At 40.3% G+C, this 23,456-nt stretch carries 20 protein-coding genes and 1 pseudogene; 4 read left to right on the top strand and 17 right to left on the bottom strand.

Annotated features, from left to right (window positions below):
• Window positions 1-135: 135 nt before the first annotated feature.
• The 6 genes from ACNAN0_RS05425 to ACNAN0_RS05400 all read right to left on the bottom strand — a co-directional run bounded on the left by ACNAN0_RS05425 (window position 136) and on the right by ACNAN0_RS05400 (window position 6,084).
• Window positions 136-831 carry a Crp/Fnr family transcriptional regulator gene (locus tag ACNAN0_RS05425; RefSeq protein ID WP_416354091.1) on the bottom strand — a complete coding sequence of 232 codons (696 nt, stop codon included), beginning with the start codon at window positions 829-831 and terminating at the stop codon, window positions 136-138.
• Window positions 832-863: 32 nt separating this feature from the next.
• Entirely contained in the window at window positions 864-1,388 is a 525-nt protein-coding gene (locus tag ACNAN0_RS05420) for a DNA starvation/stationary phase protection protein (RefSeq protein WP_416354090.1), read from the bottom strand.
• The gene (locus ACNAN0_RS05415; protein WP_416354089.1) at window positions 1,385-1,627 is read right to left on the bottom strand and encodes a heavy-metal-associated domain-containing protein; all 243 of its coding nucleotides are present in this window, start codon (window positions 1,625-1,627) and stop codon (window positions 1,385-1,387) included. The genes ACNAN0_RS05420 and ACNAN0_RS05415 overlap by 4 nt, the downstream gene beginning before the upstream one ends.
• Before the next feature lie 76 nt (window positions 1,628-1,703).
• The gene (locus ACNAN0_RS05410; protein WP_416354088.1) at window positions 1,704-3,602 is read right to left on the bottom strand and encodes a heavy metal translocating P-type ATPase; all 1,899 of its coding nucleotides are present in this window, start codon (window positions 3,600-3,602) and stop codon (window positions 1,704-1,706) included.
• Between the two features lie 239 nt (window positions 3,603-3,841).
• Window positions 3,842-5,335, bottom strand: coding sequence for a sensor histidine kinase (locus ACNAN0_RS05405; RefSeq protein WP_230914244.1), 1,494 nt, complete (start codon window positions 5,333-5,335; stop codon window positions 3,842-3,844).
• Between the two features lie 5 nt (window positions 5,336-5,340).
• The gene (locus tag ACNAN0_RS05400; RefSeq protein WP_230914245.1) at window positions 5,341-6,084 is read right to left on the bottom strand and encodes a response regulator transcription factor; all 744 of its coding nucleotides are present in this window, start codon (window positions 6,082-6,084) and stop codon (window positions 5,341-5,343) included.
• Window positions 6,085-6,282: 198 nt separating this feature from the next.
• Here ACNAN0_RS05400 and ACNAN0_RS05395 point away from each other — a divergent pair, with 198 nt between their 5' ends.
• A complete protein-coding gene (locus ACNAN0_RS05395) occupies window positions 6,283-7,059 on the top strand; it encodes a Cof-type HAD-IIB family hydrolase (RefSeq protein ID WP_416354087.1) in 777 nt (258 codons plus the stop codon).
• 99 nt (window positions 7,060-7,158) lie between these two features.
• On the opposite strand, the gene ACNAN0_RS05390 is transcribed toward ACNAN0_RS05395, so the two are convergent.
• The 6 genes and pseudogenes from ACNAN0_RS05390 to ACNAN0_RS05365 all read right to left on the bottom strand — a co-directional run bounded on the left by ACNAN0_RS05390 (window position 7,159) and on the right by ACNAN0_RS05365 (window position 15,279).
• A complete protein-coding gene (locus ACNAN0_RS05390) occupies window positions 7,159-8,403 on the bottom strand; it encodes a glutamate-5-semialdehyde dehydrogenase (RefSeq protein ID WP_416354086.1) in 1,245 nt (414 codons plus the stop codon).
• 11 nt (window positions 8,404-8,414) lie between these two features.
• The gene (gene proB / locus ACNAN0_RS05385) at window positions 8,415-9,230 is read right to left on the bottom strand and encodes a glutamate 5-kinase (protein WP_416354175.1); all 816 of its coding nucleotides are present in this window, start codon (window positions 9,228-9,230) and stop codon (window positions 8,415-8,417) included.
• A gap of 102 nt (window positions 9,231-9,332) precedes the next feature.
• A complete protein-coding gene (locus ACNAN0_RS05380) occupies window positions 9,333-10,322 on the bottom strand; it encodes an NAD(P)-dependent oxidoreductase (RefSeq protein WP_416354085.1) in 990 nt (329 codons plus the stop codon).
• A gap of 12 nt (window positions 10,323-10,334) precedes the next feature.
• Complete coding sequence (locus ACNAN0_RS05375) at window positions 10,335-11,483, bottom strand: aminotransferase class I/II-fold pyridoxal phosphate-dependent enzyme (protein WP_416354084.1); 1,149 nt, start codon at window positions 11,481-11,483, stop codon at window positions 10,335-10,337.
• Window positions 11,484-11,519: 36 nt separating this feature from the next.
• Entirely contained in the window at window positions 11,520-13,043 is a 1,524-nt protein-coding gene (locus ACNAN0_RS05370) for an ABC transporter substrate-binding protein/permease (RefSeq protein ID WP_416354083.1), read from the bottom strand.
• Window positions 13,044-13,284: 241 nt separating this feature from the next.
• Window positions 13,285-15,279, bottom strand: a pseudogene (locus ACNAN0_RS05365) (glucose PTS transporter subunit IIA).
• A gap of 270 nt (window positions 15,280-15,549) precedes the next feature.
• On the opposite strand from ACNAN0_RS05365, the gene treR reads away from it, so the two are divergent.
• Together treR and treC are read left to right on the top strand one after the other, a co-directional pair.
• Window positions 15,550-16,272 carry a trehalose operon repressor gene (treR, locus tag ACNAN0_RS05360; protein WP_416354082.1) on the top strand — a complete coding sequence of 241 codons (723 nt, stop codon included), beginning with the start codon at window positions 15,550-15,552 and terminating at the stop codon, window positions 16,270-16,272.
• Between the two features lie 14 nt (window positions 16,273-16,286).
• Window positions 16,287-17,948: an alpha,alpha-phosphotrehalase gene (treC, locus tag ACNAN0_RS05355; RefSeq protein ID WP_416354081.1), complete on the top strand. Its 1,662-nt coding sequence runs from the start codon at window positions 16,287-16,289 to the stop codon at window positions 17,946-17,948.
• A gap of 83 nt (window positions 17,949-18,031) precedes the next feature.
• Here treC and ACNAN0_RS05350 read toward each other — a convergent pair whose 3' ends face one another.
• On the bottom strand, window positions 18,032-18,775 hold the full coding sequence (locus ACNAN0_RS05350) for a DUF975 family protein (RefSeq protein WP_416354080.1): 744 nt from the start codon (window positions 18,773-18,775) through the stop codon (window positions 18,032-18,034).
• Window positions 18,776-19,061: 286 nt separating this feature from the next.
• Here ACNAN0_RS05350 and ACNAN0_RS05345 point away from each other — a divergent pair, with 286 nt between their 5' ends.
• On the top strand, window positions 19,062-19,436 hold the full coding sequence (locus ACNAN0_RS05345) for a hypothetical protein (RefSeq protein WP_230914254.1): 375 nt from the start codon (window positions 19,062-19,064) through the stop codon (window positions 19,434-19,436).
• 164 nt (window positions 19,437-19,600) lie between these two features.
• On the opposite strand, the gene ACNAN0_RS05340 is transcribed toward ACNAN0_RS05345, so the two are convergent.
• The 4 genes from ACNAN0_RS05340 to ACNAN0_RS05325 all read right to left on the bottom strand — a co-directional run bounded on the left by ACNAN0_RS05340 (window position 19,601) and on the right by ACNAN0_RS05325 (window position 23,425).
• Window positions 19,601-20,011, bottom strand: coding sequence for a transposase (locus tag ACNAN0_RS05340; RefSeq protein ID WP_416354079.1), 411 nt, complete (start codon window positions 20,009-20,011; stop codon window positions 19,601-19,603).
• A 144-nt stretch (window positions 20,012-20,155) separates the two neighbouring features.
• The gene (locus ACNAN0_RS05335; protein ID WP_416354078.1) at window positions 20,156-20,326 is read right to left on the bottom strand and encodes a hypothetical protein; all 171 of its coding nucleotides are present in this window, start codon (window positions 20,324-20,326) and stop codon (window positions 20,156-20,158) included.
• A complete protein-coding gene (locus ACNAN0_RS05330) occupies window positions 20,317-21,015 on the bottom strand; it encodes a transposase (protein ID WP_416354077.1) in 699 nt (232 codons plus the stop codon). Before ACNAN0_RS05330 ends, ACNAN0_RS05335 begins: the two co-directional genes overlap by 10 nt.
• A gap of 292 nt (window positions 21,016-21,307) precedes the next feature.
• Complete coding sequence (locus ACNAN0_RS05325; protein ID WP_416354076.1) at window positions 21,308-23,425, bottom strand: hypothetical protein; 2,118 nt, start codon at window positions 23,423-23,425, stop codon at window positions 21,308-21,310.
• Between the last annotated feature and the right edge of the window lie 31 nt (window positions 23,426-23,456).

Here is a 23,456-nt window from a genome sequence, read left to right as displayed (position 1 = left end):
GTAGCACCTTTATTGTACAGGATTCTAGCTATGGGTCATTTTTATTTGCACTTAAATTGTAAATTCAACATACAAAAAGGTATGAAACTAGCAAAATAGATGTTTTGCTAAGTTCATACCTTTTTAATAACTCTATCAAAGTTGAGCTGCTAATTTGTCAGGGTCTAGTACCGTGATTTTTCGGCGATCCTTTTGAATCAAATTGGCCTGGCGCAAAGCTTTAAATGTCCGCGACAAGGTTTCTGGCGTTGTCCCAATATAGGCGGCAAGCTCTTTAAGCTTCATTGGCAATACGAATTGTACTTGTTGTTGTGCTTCATACAGATCCATCAAATAACTCACTAACCGTTGTTCAATCGAGTCGGCACTTAAATAACTTGTTTGTCGTTCCAATGCCGCCAGCTTTTCCGCAGATTCCTGCAGTAGTTTTAAACTAATTGCTGGATACTTCAACAATAGCGCCTGAAAATCTCGTTTATAAATAACGCACGCCGTACCATCGGTTAAAGCTTCAGCATAAGCATCTGGTGTCTTAGCACCAAATAGAACTTTCTCACCTTCAAAATCTCCAGGTCCAAGGACACGCAAGAGCTGTTCTTTACCAGTACTGGAAAGCTGATATAGCTTTAAATGACCTTGATTTAAGATGATTAATTCTTGGGTCTCTGGATCAATGACCACATTGCCCTTTTGAAAACTTTGATGGTGGATCAATTCAGAGATCTTCAATAATTGGGTCTGATCCAAATTTGAAAAAATAGGGACGATCTCCGCACAAGTATGATTTTGGTGCGTTTTTTCATGAATATGGAATATTGTTTCTTGCGTCATGAGAGCCATCTCCTAAAATTCAAATTACTATACTAAGCTTCATCATCCAAATCTAAGTCAATTTTTTGACCTAGCTTGTGTTCAATTATCCAAATATTCTGTTCGTTAACACTTAAAACATGAATTAACTGTTGGGCTAAGGGATAGCGTTCTTCTTTTTGTGCCAATTTGATTGCACGTGTTACAAACAAGTTAGCCTTTGCAAAGTCTCGGCCGGTATCATTGAGCATGGCAGTGACTGATTGGTATTTATTACGACCGTCATCTTCGATCATGGCATAATCAGTCATTTCTTTGACCGTTGTTGGTACTAGTTCATGCTCTGCTAACATAACTTTCGCTAAATCAAAATATAACTGCTGATTACCATCATATAATGATCTGAAGTAGGTATTTTCTCCTTGAGCATACCACATATATTGTTCCAATTTAAAACTTTGTCGTTTCAAGTTGGCCAGAATGTGTCCGGTCATTGCCCCTGCTGTCGGTGTGTGGTGGTCCTTGTCTGCTTGTTCAATTTCCGCTTGATATGCTGCTTCAATTTTTGTATCAGTCATTTATTAGAACCCTCCGATACAATTGTTTTGTGAGATTTTACTTCGTAACCCAAATCAGTCACAACAGCGGCAATTTTCTCTGCTTGAACAACTTCTGGGTCAAATTCTGCTTTAACTTTACCAGCATTAAATAATACTTTGACGTTGGTAACCCCCGGTGTGCTAGAAACCGCTTGTTTGATTTTAGTTAAACATGAAGGACATGTTAATTCATCTAATGCTAAAGTAACTTTTGCCATCGAAAAAACCTCCTAATTTCATTTACAAGTTCAGTATAACTTGACCATGATCTAAAAAAATTGATACAAATCAAGTTTATCGTTGAACTGCAATTTTTTTTGCAGTTTGAATTCTTTTAGCTAAGTTTGAGTGCCGCAATAAACGCATGGCATTAAAAATCACAACTAAAATACTGGCTTCATGAACAAACATACCTGACGCCATATCAATTTTACCAAGCAATAAACCGATCAATAGAGCGGCCACTGTCCCAATTGCGATGACAATATTTTGCACGGTGTTGGCATGCGTTTGCCGACTTTTTTGGATAGCAACAACCAAGGCCATAAAGTTTGCATTCATCAAGGTCACATCGGCAGTTTCAATGGCAGCATCAGCTCCGGCACCCATTGCGATGCCAACATTGGCTGCAGCTAAGGCTGGACTATCATTGATGCCATCACCCACAAAAGCTACTTGATGCCCCTCAGCTTGTTGTGCTTTAATATAAGCCAATTTATCTTCTGGCAACAGTTCTGCTTGAATACCACTTAACGGTAATTGCTGGCCAATTGCCTGGGCACTAGCGGCGTTATCCCCTGTCAACATGATCAGCCGGTTTAATCCCATAGCTTTCAGTTTGCTTAAAGCAGCGGCAGTGTCTGGTTTCAACGCATCACCGATACCTAAAGCCAATAACAAATGTTGCTTATCTGCCACTAGAACAGTCGAAAGTCCTTGCTGTTGGATTTGCTGCACGGTCAGTTTTTCTTTGGCATCAAGTTGAATCCCATGATCAGCCAATAACCGTTGATTACCGACAAATAACGTATCCGTAACTAGTCCCTGCCCCTTAACGGTTTCAGGTGAATCTTTTAAGGAAATATTCGGTATTTTTTTATGCATGAGATCGGTCACGATTGCTTGGGCTAAAGGATGTTTGCTCGTCTTTTCGATGGCTAGTAATTGTGCTGTTGTTTGTTTTAATTTTTCGGCATCGTCAATTAAATTGATTGTCGTCACAACTTCAGGTTTACCCACCGTTAACGTACCCGTTTTATCAAATAAAACGGTATCAACGTGAGCTAGTGCAGTCGTTACTTCCCCACCTTTGACCAGAATACCTGCTTTGGCACTACTTCCGATACCAGCCACATTAGATACGGGCGCTCCGATAACCAAAGCGCCAGGACAACCTAACACTAATAATGTGATCGCAGTGTTTAAATCTCGAGTTATCAGATAAACAACTAGAGCAATTACTAAAACTGCCGGCGTATAGAATTTAGCAAAGCGGTCGATAAACTTCTCAGCCGGCGATTTGGCATCTTGTGCTTCTTCCACCAGTTCAATGATCTTACCAAAAGTGGTTTCATCGCCAACTTTTTCGGTTCTAACCGTGAGCATCCCACTGTCTAATAGTGAACCTGAATAAACTTGAGTCGTAGTTGCTTTAAAAACTGGTTTAGATTCACCGGTGATTGCCGCCTCATTGACATATCCTTGGCCTTGAATAATCACACCATCGACTGGGATCTGGTCCCCCGGCTTGACTAACACTTGATCTGCGACTGCTAAGTCATCTACAGCTACTTGCTTTTCACCTTGTGCCGTTTTGACGGTGGCTGTGGTTGGTGCCAATTCCGTTAGCGTTTTGATCGAGGCTCTTGTCTTTGCCAACGTTTTCTTTTCGAGATATCCTCCGAACAAGAACAGAAAAGTGACGATTGCGGATTCATGAAATTCGCCAACAACGAAAGCACCGATCACAGCAATGGTCACTAATAGCTCAATAGAAATCGTTTTGTAACGCAATGCACTAAAAGCATGCAAGGCAATTGGAAAAACCCCAATTATCGAAGCCGCAATCAGTAAAATAACTGCGATAGTCCTTTGATCAGTCCAAAAATTGAAGCTTAACCCTAGGACCATTAAAATGCCATTCAATAATAAAAATTGGTGGTTATGTTTTGTAACAAATCTTTGTAATTTCATTTGCGTCGTACCTCCTCGTTTACAAAATCCAGTATAAAACGATCAAGGCATTCAAAAATTGACCTATATCAAGTTTTAAAAAATAACACCACAACTATTACAAAATACCAGCTAAAGAAACAAATAGACCCACAAAAATTAGACTAAAAAATCTAATCTTTGTGGGCCCTTGCGATTAAAGCGGTACGCTTAAAATAGGCTTTTTTCTTGGCTGCCGAGCACTTTTTGTCACAGGCACTCTATTTTTTACCTGATTCATGATTAGTATCATTCTTTTCGCTTGCTTTTTTATTAGGGAACGTAATAGTAAAGGTCGTCCCAACATTTAGTTCACTTTGAACTTGAATAGTTCCGTGATGCTGTTCAACTAGGGAATGGACAATTGCCAATCCTAAGCCCGACTCACCATATTTTGTATTCTTTCGGGATGGATCCGCCTTATAATAACGTTCCCAAATGTTACGAACCTGTTTTTCGGTCATACCGATACCATTGTCTTTAACGATAAATGTCGTGCTATTATAATCATCTTTAGCTGTCACATTAATCGTTCCGTTCTGCGTAAACTGAATGGCATTTTGCATAATATTGAATATGATTTGAACGAAACGATCGTAATCCGCATATGTCGTGAGTTTATCGGGTGCGTGTAGCTTCAATTTATCGCCTGCATCACTGGCTTTTTTAGTTAACTGTTCAATAATATTATGCAAAGCTTGCACCGAATCAAATTCTTTTTTATGCAAAGGAATCTGGCCGGTTCGAATCTTTTCATAATCTAGATTTTCATTCACCAACCGAATCAACCGCTTCGTCTCATTACGCATTAATTCGATACTCTGACCTTTGGATTCTTCAGGAATTGCATCATAAGCCAGGCCTTCAAGTAGACCATTGATGGTCGTCAAAGGCGTCCGCATTTCATGAGCAGCATCAGCCATAAATTGGCGCCGGCGTTCTTCTTGACGTTTGATTTCCTCGTTAGACACTTTTAGCGACGTAATCATCTTATTAAAATCGTCAGCCAATTCATCTAATTCATCGCGATCGTGACTTTGAATTTGTACTTCAAAATTCCCTTCAGCCACTTGATGGGCCGCGGTTCTCAAACGATTGATCCTAGAAACTTGAAAACGCGCCAAAAAATAACTTAAAATCAAAGCAGCTATTGAGGAAACAATGACAGCAATCAGCAAATTATTTTTGATTTGATCGATACTTGCTTGAATCTGAGTGACTCGTGAACTGACAATGACTGCCGCAACCATCTTATTATTATAAAACCAAGGTACAATGACAAAGGTCCGTGCTGGGCCACGCTTCTTTGTGGATGGTGTTAAGTCAGTTTGGTTCTGGGTTGTTTCTTGCCGATAGCGTTTACCTTGCTCCAAACCTTTCCAAGTAGACTTGTTCAAAGCTGGCGCGCTAACCATGGGGTCGCCATAAACACGCGTATTCGTAGCATCATAGACGGTAAAACTCACTTCTTGGTCCCGTAAAACAAACTCTAGATCACGCAAAAAGGAAGCTTGCAAGTCTTTAGTCTGACCAGTTTGACTATTGGTTACTTGCATCGCATCATCGCGCAGATTATCCGCATAACCTTCTAGTTGGGTCCAAGTTTGTTGATAGGCTGAATTCCGTGAATAACTAAAAATGGTGGCACTGACGATTAAAATTGTCGTCAAAATTACGAAAAAGAAGCTTAGCATTTGCTGATAAATCAGTTTCATTTACATCAAGCCTCTGACTCTTTAATGCTAGAATCATCGAATTTATAGCCGACGCCCCAGACCGTTTGAATGACTTGCGGCCCAACTTTCTCAATTTTTTGGCGTAACTTTTTAATATGCGCGTCAACTGTCCGTTCATCACCAAAATATTCATAGTCCCAAACTAATTCCAATAATTTTTCCCGGGAAAAAACTTGTTTGGGATTTTTAGCCAAAGTGTGCAGTAAATCAAATTCCTTTGGCGTTAAACCTTCAATTGCTTTATCATCTAAATAAGCTTCACGCGTTTTAGTACTTAATTTAAAATGTTCCGTGATCACATCAAAATTTTGATCATCATTAGCTGTTTCACTAGATTTATGAGGCGCATCTTCTTCAACAATTTCTGCACGACGATGTAAGGCTTTCAAGCGTGCAACCAAAGTGATCGGACTAAATGGTTTGGTGACGTAATCATCAGCACCAAGTTCAAGGCCTAAAACTTGATCACTTTCAGAATCACGCGCTGTCAGCATGACCAAAGGTACAGCCTGTGAAACTTCCCGTATTTCTTTAGCCACTTGCATACCATCTTTACCAGGCAAATTGAGATCTAAAGTAATAATATCCCAGCCATCTGGATCTTCTTTGAACATTTTGACGCCTTCATCGCCGTCATAGGCAAAATGGGCGTCCCAGTTCTCTTTTTGAAAAAACATACTCATCATTTCAGAAACAGATTTATTATCTTCAATCATTAATATTTTCATTTGATAACTTCCTTCATTAAAACTTGCATCTTATGTGAGAAATAACTTAGTATTAATTATACAATGAATTTAAGCAATATTGCTTTTTTCACAGATTGTTTTCAAAAAAATCAATCTTTTAGCGAACGAATACGTCGCAGTTAAGTTCATATTAGCATAAAAAAGGCATTTACAAAATTTTTGGAGGTAAAACAAACTATGACAGAATACAAAGGGGTCGTCTTTTTTGACTTGGATGGCACACTCTTAAACGAACATAAAACCATCGATACAGACGTTGTGGCTGCGTTGGATCAATTAAAAGCCAATGGGTACTTACGGGTGATCGCCAGCGGCCGCCACGAAAGTGAACTACGAGATGCCCGGCAACAAGCTGGGATTAATTCATTTATTGCTTTAAACGGTGCGTATATCGAATATGAGGGCAAGCCAATTTACAAAGCCCAAATTCCTGCACAAACTGTCCAAGGCGTCGTGGATATTGCCAATGGTCTGGGAGAGAGTGTCGTTTTTTTCTCGGGACACCATAAAGGTATGTTGCGCATTACCGATGACGCCAATAATTCTTTCAATTACACTAAAACACCGATGCCCCCTGTGAATTCAGATTTTTTTGAGAAATATCCAGTTTACATGATGTTGATTTTGACTACAGCTAATGACAAACGATATAGCTATCCCTTTAATGACCGCTTAACTTTTTACCGCAACACGCCCTACTCCATCGATACCGTTTTAAAGGACGTTTCCAAAGCTCAAGGCATTCAAAAATTATTGGAAGTTATGCACTTAAAAAAAGCGCCAACTTATGCATTTGGTGACGGCTTCAATGACTTACCAATGCTAGGCTTGGTTGACCATCCTGTGGCGATGGGTAACGGTATTGATGCGGTCAAAGACCGTGCAGAATATGTGACTGATACCAATGAACGGGGTGGTATCATCCAGGGATTGAAGCACTATCACTTGATCTAAGAAGCAACTCAAAAAGACGACTGAAAATAAGCCTAAAAGCTTACGCTCAATCGTCTTTTTAGTTACGAATAATTTAACTTTAACGGTATGCCAATCGACTTAGGCTCTAATCTGGCCATTACCTTCAGCGATATACTTAGTCGATGTTAATGCAGTCAAGCCCATTGGTCCACGAGCATGTAATTTTTGAGTAGAAATACCGATTTCTGCACCAAAACCAAATTCAAAACCATCTGTAAAGCGTGTAGAAGCATTCACGTAAACAACCGCCGCATCAATTGCTTTTGTGAATTTCTGGCTGTCAGCATAATTATTTGTAATGATTGCTTCCGAGTGCTTGGTATTGTAACGATTGATATGTGCGATTGCCCCTTCGATATCATCAACGACCTTGATGGCCATGATGTAATCATTATATTCGGTGCCCCAATCTGCTTCAGCAGCCACTTCAATATCCGGCAAAATGGCTTTAGCGGTAGCGTCTCCTTTTAAAGTGACGCTATAAGGCTGCAGTGCTGCTTGAACTTGTGGTAAAAATTCAGCCGCAATTTGGCGATCAACAACTAACTTTTCCATCGCATTACAAACAGAAGGCCGCTGGGTTTTAGCATTGACAATAATATTGAGCGCCATTTTAAAATCGGCATCTGCAGCAACATAGACATGACAATTACCAGCACCCGTTTCAATTACCGGTACGGTCGCTTTTTGAACGACTAAATCAATAAACTTTGCACTGCCTCGGGGAATTAAAACATCAATATAGTCGGTTAGCTGCATCAATTCATCTGCGGTTTCATGAGATGTGTCATGAACCAGCTGAATGGCATCTGCCGGCAATGCCATAGAAACCAGTGCTTGGCGTAAGACATCAGCCAAAGTGATATTGGTCGCAATCGCTTCTTTACCACCGCGTAAAATAACGGCATTACCAGACTTTAAGGTTAAAGCCGCTGCATCAACAGTGACGTTAGGCCGTGCCTCAAAAATCATGCCCACCACGCCTAAAGGGACACGAACCTGCTTAATTTGTAGACCAACCGGCGTCGTCCAGCCTTGGGTCACCTCACCAATTGGATCTGGCAAAGTTTGAACTTGTCGTAAGCCCTCAGCCATGGTCTGGATACGGTCAGCCGTTAACAATAGACGATCTAACATCACTTGGCGGACTTGATTTTGCTTCGCGTGCGTCATATCTTTAGCATTCGCTGTTAAGATTTCATCTGTGTGTTCTTCCAAGGCTGATGCCATCGTCATCAGAGCCTGATTTTTTGTTTGGGTATCTAGCTGACTTAAGACTGTACTAGCAGCTTTAGCTTGTTGCCCCATTGTGGTTAAAGACATTGTTATCATTATCAAACCCTCGCTTTCATCACTTTGGTTGTAAATAAAGTCCCGATTTCTTTACCATCTAGAATATCAAAAATAATTTCCGGATCGCGGCCGTTTGCCAGTATCATTTGGCGATGGTGCTCTAAGATACGTCGAGCAGCGTTAAGTTTAGTCGTCATGCCACCAGTCCCAAACTGGGTACTGCTGCCCCCAGCATAGGCCAAAATGTCGGCATCAATGGCATGCACTTCAGGAATCAAAACAGCGTCAGGATCTTTATAAGGATTTCCGGTGTAAAAGCCATCAATATCTGACAAAACGATCAATAAATCGGCATCGATAATTTCGGTAACGATTGCGGATAATTCATCATTATCACTGAAGCTCGTTTGATGATCCAACTCATCAACTGAAACACTATCATTTTCATTCACAATTGGAATGATATGCTGCCCCATCATCGCCTTAAAAGCATTGACGACATTGCGTTTGCTCTCCGGAAACAGCATCACATCACGCGTCAGTAAAACTTGCGCGACAATCTGCTGATATTCCGCAAACTCTTTGGTATAGATACCGATCAATTGACTTTGTCCAATAGCTGAAACTGCTTGCTGTTGGGGAATCTCACTGGGCCGATCCTTTAAATGCAACATACCGATGCCTACCCCCATTGCCCCACTGGAAACCAGTACGACCTGGATGCCGCGATTACATAAATCTGTCAAAACAAATGCTAAACGGGCAATAGCACGCAAATTTAGCTTACGATTTTTTAAAACTAAACTACTGGTTCCGATCTTCACAACAATACGTTTTGGATTTATCTGACGCAACAGCACTCACTCCAATAAAAAATCTGCACTATAAACAGTATATAGAGCAGATTCTAACAAATTTAAATAAGGACTACAATTAATTTTTTTATTTAAGTAACAGTTTTAATTCACGGGGTGCTTTACAGGCTGTCCTGACGCCCCACGAACTGCCTCATTTAAGGCAGTATAGGCAATATTATGAACAGAATGTTTCGTAAAGAAAGCAATATGGGGCGTCAAAATTAAATTGGGCAAAGTCAACAAAGTCTCTAATTCAGAATTATTCAAATCTTTGCCTTGCCAGTCATAGTCGAAATAAGGCCCTTCGCCAGTCCAAACGTCTAAGGCAGCCCCCGCAATCGTGCCGGATTTTAAGGCTTGAATCAACGCTGGCGTATCCACGACTTGACCACGAGCGGCATTGATCAAATAGGCAGAAGCCTTCATCTTGGCAAAACTTTCTGTGCTCAATAATTTCATTGTTTGACTCGTTAAGGGCACATGTAACGTCACCACATCACTGGCAGTCAAAAGTGTTGTCAAATCTGTGTAAGTTGCAAATCCAGCCAAATCAGGATTTTCAACCGGGTCATTAATCATGATTTGACTGCCTAAGGCATGGAATATTTGCGCAACTGCACTACCAATATGCCCGGCACCGATGATACCGATCGTCAATTCACTCAGTTCTGGTGAGATTTTACCCAGCCAAGTAAAGTCATGCTGAATTGCGTTCTCTTCGAACTGGTTTAAATGCCGCAATAACCGCATTGTTTGGGCCAGGACATATTCTGCCACTGATCGTGGTGAATACACCGGCACATTCGTAACAACCAATCCATTGGCTTTAGCTGCTGCTAAATCAATAAACTCATAACCAACCGACCGGACGGCAATTTGCTTAATACCAAACTCGGCTAATTTGGCATAAACCGCTGGGCTACCTAAAGGTACGACTTGTTGAACAGATAGGGCATCAAAGCCCTTTACTTGATCAATATTTTCGGTAGTTAATGGTGTCTCCGTGATCGTCAAGTCTTGCTTATTTTCTTGAGCCCATTTTTTTAGCTCTACCACTTCTTCTGTAAAGGCATTCATTGCTAAAATCTTCATATCATTACACCCCTAAAATTTTAATTCTTGAAAAGCTTTGACAGCTAAAGCCAATGTCGCCATATCTTGGGTGGCGGCAATGCGAATAAAGCCTTTTCCAGAATCTCCGAAGGCACGACCTGGAATCACCAACACTTGCTTTTGTTTCAAGAGATAATCACTAAAAGCCACATCATCCATACCTGATTGACGAATATCTACAAATAAATAAATGCTGCCAGCTGCAGGCATCACCTTTAGATAAGGTACCTTTGCCAGCTCAGTTGCCAAATAGGTCAACCGCTTTTTAAAATCATCTCGTAAAGTCGGCATAAAATCAGCTAGATGTTCTAAAGCAAATTTCCCAGCTCGCTGGCCTGGCGCTGAAGGTGTATAAGCGACCCCCTCATTTAAGAGTCCAGCCGCATCGTTGATTTTCTCAGGTGCTAATAAATAACCGATCCGAAAGCCCGTCATCGCAAAAACTTTAGATAATGATCCAGTCACAATCGTTCGCTCTGGGGCCAAAGCTTCCAATGGGATAAATTCATGCGCGCCATAGACATAAGGCCAATAAACCTCGTCGGCAAATAAATATAAATCATATTGACGTGCTACTGCCACGATGGCTGCCAAAGTTGCTTTAGAAAAAACAGCCCCAGTCGGATTGTTCGGAGAATTAATGATCACCGCCTTAGTTTTAGGCGTGATCGCCGCTTCTAAATCAGCCGCTTGCAGTTGAAATTGATGGTCAGCGGTCGTTTTAACAAAAACCGGTTTCGCCCCAAAGGCTTGAATTTCCACTTTATAAGAGGTGAAATAAGGCTCATGAATAATGACTTCATCGCCGGGGTCTAAGATGGCACCTAAAGCGATGAACATGGCATGTGAAGCACCGGCAGTTGCTCGAACATTTGTTAAGTCATAATGTGTGTGAAAACGTGTATTGTGTGTTGCTAAAATAGCTTGCAAAAAACCAGGATCCCCGGCTGAAGCCGTGTAATGAGTATAGCCAGCTTTCATATCTTGATAGGCCTGTTCAATAATTGGCAACGCCGTGCGCTGATCTGGATCACCAATGGATAGATCAATAATATTTTGCATATTTGCAGCGGTTTTACCGATATCTGCTAATATATTTTTTTCTGGAGCTTGAAATAATTTTGCTAATGGTTTGACCAAAGTTATTCCCCCTATAAGCTGGATACTAATGCAATTCTAAAGGACTTGGTTCTTAGGACGCCCTAAATTCATTCGTTTCTCAAATGCATTCAATAATGCTGAAAGTACCAAAGTTAATGCAAAATAAATAAATGAAGTTAAAACTAATGGACTAAACGGTTTGAAGCTGGCCCCTTGAACGACCCCCGTTTGGAACATCAATTCACCGACACCAATAACACTAACAATTGCCGATTCCTTTAGTAAGGAAATAAATTCATTTCCTAATGCTGGCAAAATTGTTTTTACCGCTTGTGGCAAGACAACAAACCGGGTCGTGTCTTTTTGAGATATACCCAAAGACCGAGCAGCTTCTGTTTGTCCTTTTGGCACTGAATTTATGCCGGAACGAATGATTTCCGAAACATAAGCGCCGGAATTAAGCGACAATGCAATTGCTGCGGAAACAAAGGCTGATAAATCCAAACCCATGATCTGAGTACCAAAATAGATCATAAATACCTGAACGAGTAATGGCGTGCCCCGGAAATATTCAATGTAGATCACAGCAATCCAATGGGCTAAGAAGTTTTTCGCGCGTTTCATTAACGCTAAAACAGTGCCTAAGATGGTGCCAAACAAGACGCCTAAAATGGTTAAACCAATGGTAATGCCTGTCCCTGACAAGAAATAACTGCCATATTGAGCAAAAAAGCCACTATTCGCAAACATCTGCTTCTGAGCATTTTTGATATAACCATTCAGTAAGTGTTGCTGTTTGATTTGTCGAATGGAATGATTGACTTGTGCCGCTAACGCAGGGGCGCCCTTTGGCATGGCCACCGCTGCATTTTTAGTGGCGTTGGCAAACTTGACATTTTTAGCCAAGGCTAATGATTTATCCTGAGCCACATAAGCGTCCGCCACTGGTTTTTCAATGACGATCGCATCAATTTTCTTTTGTTGTAAATTAAGTACAATATCGGTCATTTTTTGCAGACTAACTGTTTTGGCACCCGTTAATTCAGTTTTAGCTAGGGTCTCTTGCGTCGTTTGTTTTTGCACGCCAACTTTTACATTATTAAAATCATTAACGCCCTGATACTTATTGGCATCTGCTTTCCGAACCATCACCGTTTGCTTAACCGTCAAATATGGGTCAGAAAAAGTAACTTGTTTGGCCCGTTCTGGTGTCTCTGACATACCTGAAATAATAAGATCAATTTTGCCAGTTTTTAACGCTCCCAGTAAGGCATCAAACCCCATTTCCTTGATGACTAAATGAACCCCCATATCTTTGGCAATTTTCTTTGCAATTGAAACATCAAACCCAATGATTTCATCTTGACCCTTGATCGTTTTATGAAATTCATAAGGTGGATAATCTGCTGATAAACCTAAAACCAACGTCCCCTTTTTCTTGATTTTTTGCAAATATGGATCTGACTGTTTTGTTTGTGCCGCCTGCACTGTGCCTGTCTTAGTCAAATTTGCTAATGGCAAAAACGTACCAATAACCATCGTTGCAATTAACATCAGATGCAGTATTCTTTTACCCCAATGCTCTTCATTTTGATTCATAATATCTACCTCATTATTTTTTAATTTTTCTCATTATACATCATAATTAATATTTATGCACGTTTTTCGAATATTTATATATATTTATACACTAAATCAGACTTCAAGCCAATTTCAGAAAACAAAAAAAGACCTACTACCTGAGGCCTGATGACCTGGAGATAATAGACCTAATTTAGTTATGTCGATTTTAGGAAGCTTTCATTATACTTTTCTATCAGACATTCACTTAAATTTGCAATTAATGACTGGCAGCAACTTTACCTGGGTTTTGTTTCTTCTCAACTTTTTCACCCATGACCATCTTGTCATTGTAGCCCCAGACCCAAGTGATGATGAAGCTGACAATTAAAGCAGCGATGCTTGAGAACAAGAAGGCATAAAAACTATTCAAATTCGTTGGATTCTTAGGATCAAAGAACGATGAAAAACCAATCAATGATCCAGTAAATCCAAACATATTGCCATGCATTAAACCTGTAATAAAGCCACCAACTGCCGAGCCTATCAAACCAGAAACAAAGACTTTACGATATCTTAAGTTCACACCATAAATCGCAGGTTCAGTAACACCACAAAATGCTGAAATCGTAGCTGCAAAACCAAGTTCTTTCAGGCCTGCCTTGCGTGATTTAATCGCAACCGCCAAGACAGCAGCACCTTGCGCAACCATTGTAGTGCTGATAATGGCGTTTAGCGGACTAGCACCATTGGCTGAAATTTGCTGAGCAACCAGTGGCACAACGCCCCAATGCAAACCGAAAATAACAAGCACTTGATAGAAACCGCCGATGATCAGACCACCAGCCCAACCAGATACACTGACCAACCAAGTAATAAAATCAGCGATACCATTGGCAATACCTTGAATTACTGGACCAGTGATTAGAATTGTTACGGTTGAGACCACCAGAACAACGATCATTGGTACAAAAATCATTTGCAAATAATTTGGTAAATGATTCTTTAACCAAACTTCCAGCTTTTTAGCTAGCCAAGCGGCTAAAATCATTGGAAAAATTGAATAGGTGTATTTTAAGAATTGAAAATCAAAACCACCAATGGTAAACATCGTCTTAAAATTCGTGCCCCATTGGACAATTTGTGGGTACGCTAGAAAGGCCCCAATTGTCGCGGCAATGATGGGGTCACCACCTAACCGACGAGCGGCGGCAAAGCCAACTAGTACGGGTAAGAAATAAAAGGCTGCATCCGCCATAGCAGAAACTGTTAAGTATGGGACGCTCTTAGGATCTAATAAAGAGCCGAGTTGCGGTAACGTCAATAATGCCAGTAAACCTTTAATAATACCAGAAGCGGCAATCACACCAATGACCGGACTCATCGAACCCGTGATCACGCCAATTAGATTATTCATCCCATGTTTCAATCGATCCCACAAACTTAAATTTTGCGGTGTTTTAGCAGTCCCACCCGTTTCAGCGACGGCTTGTGCGGTTGCTTCAGGATCAGCGTATTCCGGACCAAGTTGCTGGATCACTGCATCGTAAACATCTGTGACGGCATTTCCGATAACAACCTGATATTGTCCCTGGGCTTTACGGACATCAATCACACCCGGCGTATTTTTTAAAACAGCCGTGTTGGCCTTATCTTCATCTTTCAAGTAAAAACGCAATCGAGTAATACAATGGATCAAACTATCCACATTTTGCTGACCACCAACATTTTGAATAATCTCTTTAGCCAGCTCTGTGTAATCCTTTTTAGCCATTTTTCATTCTCCTCACTTTGTTGTCACAGTCCCCACGACTTGACTTTGTTCAACTGGACCTTTCGCAACATTTAAAGCTCCAAGTTTGTCGGCTGAATTTGTAATGACGACAATAATGACAGTATCCAGATTGGCTGCCTTGACTTGCGCCAAATCCATTGTGGCAATAGGCTGACCACCTGTCACCGGCTCATCGGTAGCCACTTGGATCTCAAAGGGTGCGCCTTTCAAATCAACTGTATCCACGCCCATATGAATTAAAACTTCCAAGCCGTTCGCCATGGTTATCCCAATTGCATGCTTGGTACTTGCGACCATGCTTACCGTGCCCGACACAGGTGCCACGATCTGATCAGCATTCGGTTGAATCCCAAAGCCTTCCCCCATTGCTTTAGATGAAAAGACTTTATCACTAACTTGAGAGATGTCGACTAACTCACCCGTCACCGGCGCATAAACTTGATTATCGATCTGCTTTTTCTTGCCAAAAAATTTAAACATTTCTCACCCTCCTAAATAAGGAATTAGCTAATTAACCGCTTTCAATGTTCAGTATACGTCCTGTACGTACAGGTGTCAACAAAAATACGTTTAGAAACCATAGATTCTTAAATAGCTTTGAAATATCAGTATTTAATTTTGAATAACATTGTTTTTCTTTTAAATTTACTTGTCCGGATAGGGATGATATAATACTTTTGAAAGCGATTCATATTGTTTGTCTGTTTTGTTACAATATCATTCGTAAATTTATCACAATGGGGTGAGATGATGGACACAACTGCAAAATACCTATCAATTGCACAAGATCTATCTAGTAAAATTAAATATGGTCAATATCCTGTTGGTGATAAGCTGCCAAGTGAAGCTGCATTAATGCGCTTATATGGCACCTCTCGCGATACCATTCGCAAAGCCCTCGAAGAATTAACAAATAACGGGCTGATCCAAAAAGTCAAAGGGAAAGGCTCAATTGTTTTAAACACTTCACGTTTTACCTTCCCAATTTCAGGAATCACGACTTTTTCAGAATTAAATCAACGTCAGCAAATGCATGCTTTAACTAAGATTATCAATTTAGAAGAACGGGCGCTGCCAGAAAACATCGCCGACCAAGTTGCGGTTGAACAACGGGCGGCAACTTTTGTGCGCCGCTTGCGGCAAATTGAACAGGAACCGATCGTCGTAGATGAAGATTATATTTTAAAAAGTATTGTGCCGCATATCCCACGTTCAGTAGCGGAAAGCTCACTTTATAAATACTTTGAACAAGAACTCAACCTAGACATTGCCTACGCAACTAAGTCAATTACCGTAGAACCAGGCGATGACTATACCTGCCAACTTCTAAATCTACCAGCAAAGTCTTTGGTTGTTATTGTCCGCAGCCTAACCTATTTGGCCGATACGTCATTTTTCCAGTACACGACGTCATTACATCGACCTGATCGCTTCAAGTTTACTGATTTTGCGCGACGTTCAGCAAAACTATGAATGGAGGATGCTTAATGAATTTTAAAAATAAAGTCATCTATCAGATTTATCCCAAATCTTTTTATGATAGTAATGGTGACGGTATTGGCGACTTACGAGGTATCATTCAAAAAATTGCTTATCTTAAAAAATTAAATATTGATATGATTTGGTTCAATCCGTTTTTTGTTTCGCCGCAACACGATAATGGCTACGATATTGCCGATTATTACAATATCGATCCAATTTTCGGCACAATGGCTGATTTTGAAGATCTGGTAGCCGCTCTAAAAACAATCCATGTCGACATCATGCTTGATATGGTACTAAATCATGTTTCCACGGAGCATGAATGGTTCCAAAAAGCACTGGCTGGTGATGCCCACTACCAGAAGTATTTCTATATTCGTGAGCCAAAGTCAAATGGCGATCTACCCAATAATTGGACTTCTAAATTTGGTGGTCCGGCTTGGGCACCTTTTGGGGACACAGGTAAGTATTACTTACATCTCTATGATCCCAGCCAAGCTGATCTTGATTGGCACAATCCCGAAGTTCGTCAAGCTTTATATCAGGTAATCAATTTTTGGCATGCTAAAGGTGTTAAAGGCTTTCGTTTTGACGTGATCAATGTTACAGGAAAAGACGAAAGCTTGACTGATGCACCAGCAGGAACCGCAAGTAAATTTATGTATACCGATACACCGATCGTGCAAAACTATTTAAAAGAAATGAACGCCCAAAGTTATGGTAAAGATCCCGATAGTATTACAGTAGGCGAAATGTCTTCAACGACAATTGCCAATTCAATTGCGTATACAAAACCGGAAAATCATGAGTTGACCATGGTCTTTTCTTTCCATCATTTAAAAGTTGATTATCAAAATGGCGAAAAATGGTCACGCATGCCCTTTGATTTTCAAAAGTTGAAACAAATTCTAAATGACTGGCAAGTAGGTATGACTAAAGGTGGTGGCTGGAATGCCCTTTTCTGGAACAATCATGACCAGCCGATTGCTTTGAATCGATTTGGCGATACTGGTAAATATCGAGAAAAGGCGGCTGAAATGCTAGCCACTACGAGCCACTTATTACGCGGCACACCATATATTTATCAAGGGGAAGAAATTGGCATGATCAACCCCCATTATCAAAGTATTGCTGATTATGTCGACGTGGAAAGTAAAAACGCCTATCAACGGTTATTAAACAAAGGTGCTTCTCCTGCCGCTGCATTCGCAATCATCCAAGCAAAATCGCGCGATAATAGCCGCACCCCCATGCATTGGGATGCAACTAAAAATGCCGGTTTTACCACGGGAACGCCTTGGTTGAAACCTACTGATCAGCAACAAATTAACGTGCAAAAAGAACTTGCTGAAGGTGAAATTTTTAATTATTATCAAAAACTAATTCATTTAAGAAAAACCCAGCCAATTATTTCTGAGGGTAATTATGAACCCCTAGACCTAACCCATCCGCAAGTATTTGCTTATCAGCGAACTTGGCAAAATCAACACTTAATTGTGGTCAATAATTTTTATGGTCAAGCAACGACTTTTGCCTTACCACGTGATTTTCAGCACCTGACTTGTCAAACTCTGATCAGCAACTATGCGCGCCAGATCCAACAAACAGAAAATAACTTATCACTAGCACCCTATGAAAGTCTGGCACTATTATTTACAATTAACTAACCAAGCACTAATAAAAAGGTCAAAACAAAGCAACTTCCACTCTGTTTTGACCTTTTTGCTGACCACTCGATATAGATATTGTATTAATTTTGGACGTTAGCTTCACGTTGCTGTTGCAAATGATGATAGAAAGCTGCATTTGTTGCGGCTTGATATGGCATGACCCAAAACTCAGGTATACCTAATAATAAAACACTCAATAAATGCCAGCCGATAAAGGAAAGATCTAAGTAAAAGAGTCGGACTTTTGCACCCCGCATCATCACTTTGCTAGCCCGAATATAGTCTAACGTATGCCAGTCGGTATCTGTTTGATGATCCCGATAAATATAATACGTCATTCGGTAAGAGTATGAAGCTACGATGCCAGGAATGACAAGCAATAAACTCCAAAGGATGGTAAAAATATACATCATTAAGGCCAGTAATAAGACCGGACCAATATAGCGACTGGTAAAACTTTGAAAAGCCAGCTTAAAAGGATGTTCAATATTTATTTTAGGCTGCTGCAGCCAATCTAAAAAAGTAAAACTGATACCAGCTGTTAATAAGCCGCCAATCAACACGCCGGGAATATTACTAAAGATCTGCCAAACAAATTCACCACCGTTATTAACATGAACTGGTGTATCAGTAATCGATTTAAGCGTGGGTTGAAAATTTGGTTGCATAAAGATATAGGCAATAATTGCGGTTAAAATAAGTATGAAAAACATCGTCAATACTTTAAACAGGGCTGGGACCAGCGTCACTTGAACTGCTGTCAGCCAGTTCCCCTTAAATAATGCCCTCACCTCACGTTTTAATTCAGAAACTTTTGTTTCCATTCAAGAAAAACCTCCTAATAATGATACACACTATAATCTAGAGTTGCTTACATTGTAACAGAAAGCAGCCATATATCATATTCAATAAGTGTATAAAATTTGACACAACTCACTTATTTATATTACTTTACTTACAGAGAGATTGAGCTTTATTTTTAATAAATTTGCCAGCAAAAATCAGATATTTTATTTTTCATTTTCACTATAATAACTTGATTTATTTCACATATTATTGGATAATACAAGTTAGAGCATATGTTGCTTACAGGAAACGGGGGGAATATTCATGGATTCAGAATACGGTCGAGATTCCGAAGCAATTTTAGAAGATTTATGGGATCTGTATGATGTTGCAAACAGTGATGACCGGTCTTTTAATCGAATTATGATTTATCCGAAGCATTTATTGTGGCGTGAGGCCAAAGTACAAGACAAAATTGAATCTTCCCATAGTCGGATTGTTAACCGTCCTGTCGTTGTTGCTTCATTTAATACATATGAAGAGCCGATGATTCTTCATGTCTTAAATAAGCCCACTGATTATGAAACTGAAAAGTCACTTTCTAACAAATTAGCAAATTTAATCAATGAACTGATTCAAGCTTATGTTGTCGAGTCTTCAGAGAGTACGGCTGAAACGTCACAAGTCAAAAGTAATTAATTATTTAGTCAATTTTAATAACGTTTTAGTGCAAAAAGAGGCTGGGACATAAGCCACGCAAAATAAAATAATCGTAGTTTTCAGACTGATATTGAATCTGAAAACCACGATTATTTTTTTAACGATTGATTTTCTAAAAATAACATTGACTTTGAGGGTCAGTTTCAGCAGATTAGCTGCCATAATTGCAATTCCTGCTTCAGTAGTAACCTTTTCAATCCACGAACCGAGGTTCGTAGGTACTTCAAATTAGCCTTCAGATTTCCGAAGAATGGTTCATCTTCGATTTTTCTCAAGGCATAAATTGCTTTTGTTTCATCATTATCTTTTAGTCTTTCACGCATCTGTTGTTTATGGTGTTCCCAATTGGGATTGATGTTGATCTGACGCAGGTTACCTCCAGGTGTATGAGCATAGAAATAACCCTCCGGGTCGTCATAATCTAGAGCACGATAGGTTCGAAGGTTTCGCACGAAACCACCCTTGTCTTTGCGGTGACCTTCTCTAATAAAGTGGAATTTGATGCCATGCTCGTCAGTATAGTAATCTTTGATCGGATCATAGTTCCAGTTCATTATTTTACTTGCATCACGTCGATAGGATCGAGTCTGCTCTTTTTCGGAACATCCCGTAAGGGATCAGAGCTTGTGCAGTCAGTTTGTTTTCAATGTAGTTATAATTCTGTTCACTACCGTAGCCCGCATCTGCCACAATATATTTTATTGGTGTTGTTTGGAAATCCATAGATTGTAAAATGGGATCAGCGTTCTTTGATCAGCTGGTCGTTGGTTGATATCGTAGTATAGTGCAAACTGATTTTGAGTCGCGATCTGAAGATTATAACCTGGCTTCAACTGACCATTTTGCATTGCATCTTCTTTCATGCGCATAAAAGTTGCATCCGGATCAGTCTTAGAAAACTATTTCGATCACCAAAAATTGCATTGTTAGACTCATATTTACGTTTTCTAGGTAGGTAGTCACTGTCGATTAAATGACGGTCATGTTTGAACTTTCGCCGTAGGCGTTTGTTAGGTGAACCGCCGGGAATAATCGGCTCTGTCGCAATCACTTGATCTAACCGTTCGATTTCGTTAGTCAACTGCTCGGACGTTTTTTCAAGTGTTTTTGAGTCTGTCTTTGGCGCTTCATCTGACATTGCCAGATCAACTTTATTTTGAACGAGTTCCTGATAAAGGCCAGCAATTTTTTTATCTAGTTGTCCTTCAAACCTTTCGGAGGCCTTGCGCCAGACGAAGGTATACTTGTTGGCATCAGCAAGTAGTTTCGTACCATCGATGAATAATGCACTATCATCGATCAAGCCTTGGGCTTTTAATAATTGCCGAAAGCTCAAGAACATTGCCTCTACCAACCGCTTCATCTGGTCGGAAGAACGAAATCTATTGATGGTACGGTAACTAGGAACGGTATCTGGATCACCGATCAACCATTTAGTCGGAATATTCTCTTGAGCCATAGCCTCTATCTTACGGCCAGAAAAGTTTTGTCTGGTATAGGCAAATAAGATGACTTTTAAAAGCATTGCTGGATTATAAGCCGGGCGGCCAGAGGTCATGGCCTTTTCGTAAATTAATTTATCGGGATCGAATCGACAAAATGACTAATGGCAACGGCAACGTGGTTTGATGGGATATTGATCTCCAAAGGGATTGATAAACGCAACTGATTATTGTTATAATTTTGATACACGACAGTGTCCTCCTTTTCTTTCTAGAGTTTTGTCGCTTATAGAATAACATTGGAAGGCACTTCGTGCCTACATAAAAGCAAAAAATTCCTTGAGATCAGATCTCAAGGAATTTTTTACTTTAGGCTGTATAAAAAGACTTATGTCCCAGCCTCTTTTTTCAATTAATTGACTGAATCACCTGCCAATTGACACCGCCAGTGTAATGCCCAATCTTATACTCTTGAGTTGGATCCACTCGAGTGATATATGGTCCTGTTGGTCTGTTCGATGTCGCATTTATCGGTTGGTCTTGGTTACTGGCGCTCGTCCATTGATTTGTATCTGATAATTCCGATAAATCCGTCACAATTGGTAGGCCGTAGTCATTTGGACCAACTGTCCCAGATTTATAAATTTGCTGACTTTGCCCGCTTTGCAGCGCCACGTCGTTATAAAAGAGTGCGAGTTGTTCACCAGAATGCACAGCTTGATTGTTGTCATTTTTAAAGGGCCCCGTTAATTCAGCTGATAATGTCCAAGGATTAAAAGCCGTATCTGTCACAGTCAAATCAAGATGCCAAGTTTGCACCGGCAGATACCGTGTTTCAGTGGTTAGATGTTTGCCAAAAGCCATCTTTGTTGGTACTTGCAATTTAATACCACCAGCAAAATTAAAAGTTGGTGCTGATTTCATCGTCATATCATGATAGATTTCATCATGATCAGTCAGATCACTCTGTTTCTCTAAATCGTAATGTGGATTCATGGCAGCTGTTTGATTAGACACTTTTCCATAACTAGCATGCATACCATCCGCATCAATAGACTGAACAGCTTGATATTGATAAGTATCTTTAGGATAAGAGAACACAATTTGCATTTTGTCACCGACTCGAAAGCGTAAATCATCTTTGATCAACGGTAAAGGTTCAGTATTATCATATTGTCCAATATGTACTGCCGCCCCCTTACCATGTAATACGCCATCTGAGTCTTTGCTAAGTTTGACGACTTGGCTCGTAGCATTAATGTACTCTGTTGGTCCGAGTACACTACCTTCACTGCGAACATTATGGGCAATAATTTCAGCAAAATTAGTATTCAATGTCCTTTGGGCTATCGTTCCATAGGGATCAACCGTCTGCTCAGAGCCCATTGCTCCAGTATTATCAGTATAATAACGCACTGTCCATCGATCGGGCATCGGGGGTGCCATTAACTTGACGACTTGTGTCGGGATATTATGAACGACTTGATTACTGTCACCTACCTGATAAGTTTTATGATTGACCTTATCCTCTAAAGTCATAACCTTGACGCCGGCACCGCGCTTCAGAAATTCAGCTGTGCCGCCTTTGACACGAATATTGGGAATTTTAAAGACACCCATCATGGTTTCATTACTACTCGGATCACCATCGGGACTTTTTTTGGGATATTCATAAAAGGTTGCTGATGTACTTGATTGCCCTGTTAACGTATAGGTCGTGTGCGCATCATCGGGTAAAAACACTTTTAGTGTTAACGCAAGTTCACCGATTCTTGCCGATGTTAATTGGCCAGTTGTTTGATTGGGGACTTCCGCTTTTAACCAGAGATATTTATCCGTATCAGCAGGTGTTGTTATCCAAGTAACTTTAGGCGTTGCAGTTACCGGTTTTTCAGATAGATAAGTGTTATTAGAAATTGGAACATAATTTGCAATTTCGTTCGCATAGTCACCTGTACTAAATGCAATATTATTGGGTGCTAGCGGCGCATCTTCAACAGAAGTATCCAAAAAATATGAGCCATAACTACCGAGAAATTGAGATGACTTATCATAAACATAATAATGTGTTGTTGTTTGCGCATAACCGGAATTGTCTACCTGAATGCCATAATCTGAAGCTGTGATCTTAGCCCCATCATAGCCATGATATGTCAATGTCACCGTGTTTGAACCAGTTTGCCCTGTATCACCAATTGGATTACCATTGGCATCTTCAGGGCGACGCGCCAAATCATTGGCTTTGGTAGAATCACCATTTAGATAGAGTGGCAATACAACAACATCTGATCCAGCCAACTGCTCAGCCGACTGGGTTGCTTTAACAATCGTGATGCCATTCTTTAAATCAGCTGTAGCCACAGAGAGCGTTTTTGGCAATGGCAGCATCCCCGTTGCACCAATTAAAGTCGCTGGCCCGGTATTATTTTGAGTACTAGCCTTAAGCGTGATTTTATCGCCGTCTTTCACATCAAAGACAGCGTGCTCATCATTCGGGGCTATGCCATTAATACCTGTGATAGTCAAATTGTTAGCCAGTGGTTGTGCATTTGTCGTT

Source organism: Agrilactobacillus fermenti, assembly GCF_047943045.1.
GTDB lineage: Bacteria > Bacillota > Bacilli > Lactobacillales > Lactobacillaceae > Agrilactobacillus > Agrilactobacillus fermenti.
The sequence above is the reverse complement of the archived record's forward strand: the minus strand, read 5'-3'. Positions and strand labels throughout refer to the sequence as shown.

Excerpts from the sequence above, each read along its gene's own strand:
- ACNAN0_RS05380 (WP_416354085.1), bottom strand. The coding sequence starts at position 10,322 with ATGAAGATTTTAGCAATGAATGCCTTTACAGAAGAAGTGGTAGAGCTA.
- treR (WP_416354082.1), top strand. The coding sequence starts at position 15,550 with ATGGACACAACTGCAAAATACCTATCAATTGCACAAGATCTATCTAGT.
- ACNAN0_RS05330 (WP_416354077.1), bottom strand. The coding sequence starts at position 21,015 with ATGACCTCTGGCCGCCCGGCTTATAATCCAGCAATGCTTTTAAAAGTC.
- ACNAN0_RS05390 (WP_416354086.1), bottom strand. The coding sequence starts at position 8,403 with ATGTCTTTAACCACAATGGGGCAACAAGCTAAAGCTGCTAGTACAGTC.
- ACNAN0_RS05405 (WP_230914244.1), bottom strand. The coding sequence starts at position 5,335 with ATGAAACTGATTTATCAGCAAATGCTAAGCTTCTTTTTCGTAATTTTG.
- ACNAN0_RS05350 (WP_416354080.1), bottom strand. The coding sequence starts at position 18,775 with ATGGAAACAAAAGTTTCTGAATTAAAACGTGAGGTGAGGGCATTATTT.
- treC (WP_416354081.1), top strand. The coding sequence starts at position 16,287 with ATGAATTTTAAAAATAAAGTCATCTATCAGATTTATCCCAAATCTTTT.
- ACNAN0_RS05395 (WP_416354087.1), top strand. The coding sequence starts at position 6,283 with ATGACAGAATACAAAGGGGTCGTCTTTTTTGACTTGGATGGCACACTC.
- ACNAN0_RS05370 (WP_416354083.1), bottom strand. The coding sequence starts at position 13,043 with ATGAATCAAAATGAAGAGCATTGGGGTAAAAGAATACTGCATCTGATG.
- ACNAN0_RS05425 (WP_416354091.1), bottom strand. The coding sequence starts at position 831 with ATGACGCAAGAAACAATATTCCATATTCATGAAAAAACGCACCAAAAT.
- ACNAN0_RS05335 (WP_416354078.1), bottom strand. The coding sequence starts at position 20,326 with ATGCGCATGAAAGAAGATGCAATGCAAAATGGTCAGTTGAAGCCAGGT.
- ACNAN0_RS05400 (WP_230914245.1), bottom strand. The coding sequence starts at position 6,084 with ATGAAAATATTAATGATTGAAGATAATAAATCTGTTTCTGAAATGATG.
- ACNAN0_RS05415 (WP_416354089.1), bottom strand. The coding sequence starts at position 1,627 with ATGGCAAAAGTTACTTTAGCATTAGATGAATTAACATGTCCTTCATGT.
- ACNAN0_RS05410 (WP_416354088.1), bottom strand. The coding sequence starts at position 3,602 with ATGAAATTACAAAGATTTGTTACAAAACATAACCACCAATTTTTATTA.
- ACNAN0_RS05340 (WP_416354079.1), bottom strand. The coding sequence starts at position 20,011 with ATGAACTGGAACTATGATCCGATCAAAGATTACTATACTGACGAGCAT.
- ACNAN0_RS05345 (WP_230914254.1), top strand. The coding sequence starts at position 19,062 with ATGGATTCAGAATACGGTCGAGATTCCGAAGCAATTTTAGAAGATTTA.
- ACNAN0_RS05420 (WP_416354090.1), bottom strand. The coding sequence starts at position 1,388 with ATGACTGATACAAAAATTGAAGCAGCATATCAAGCGGAAATTGAACAA.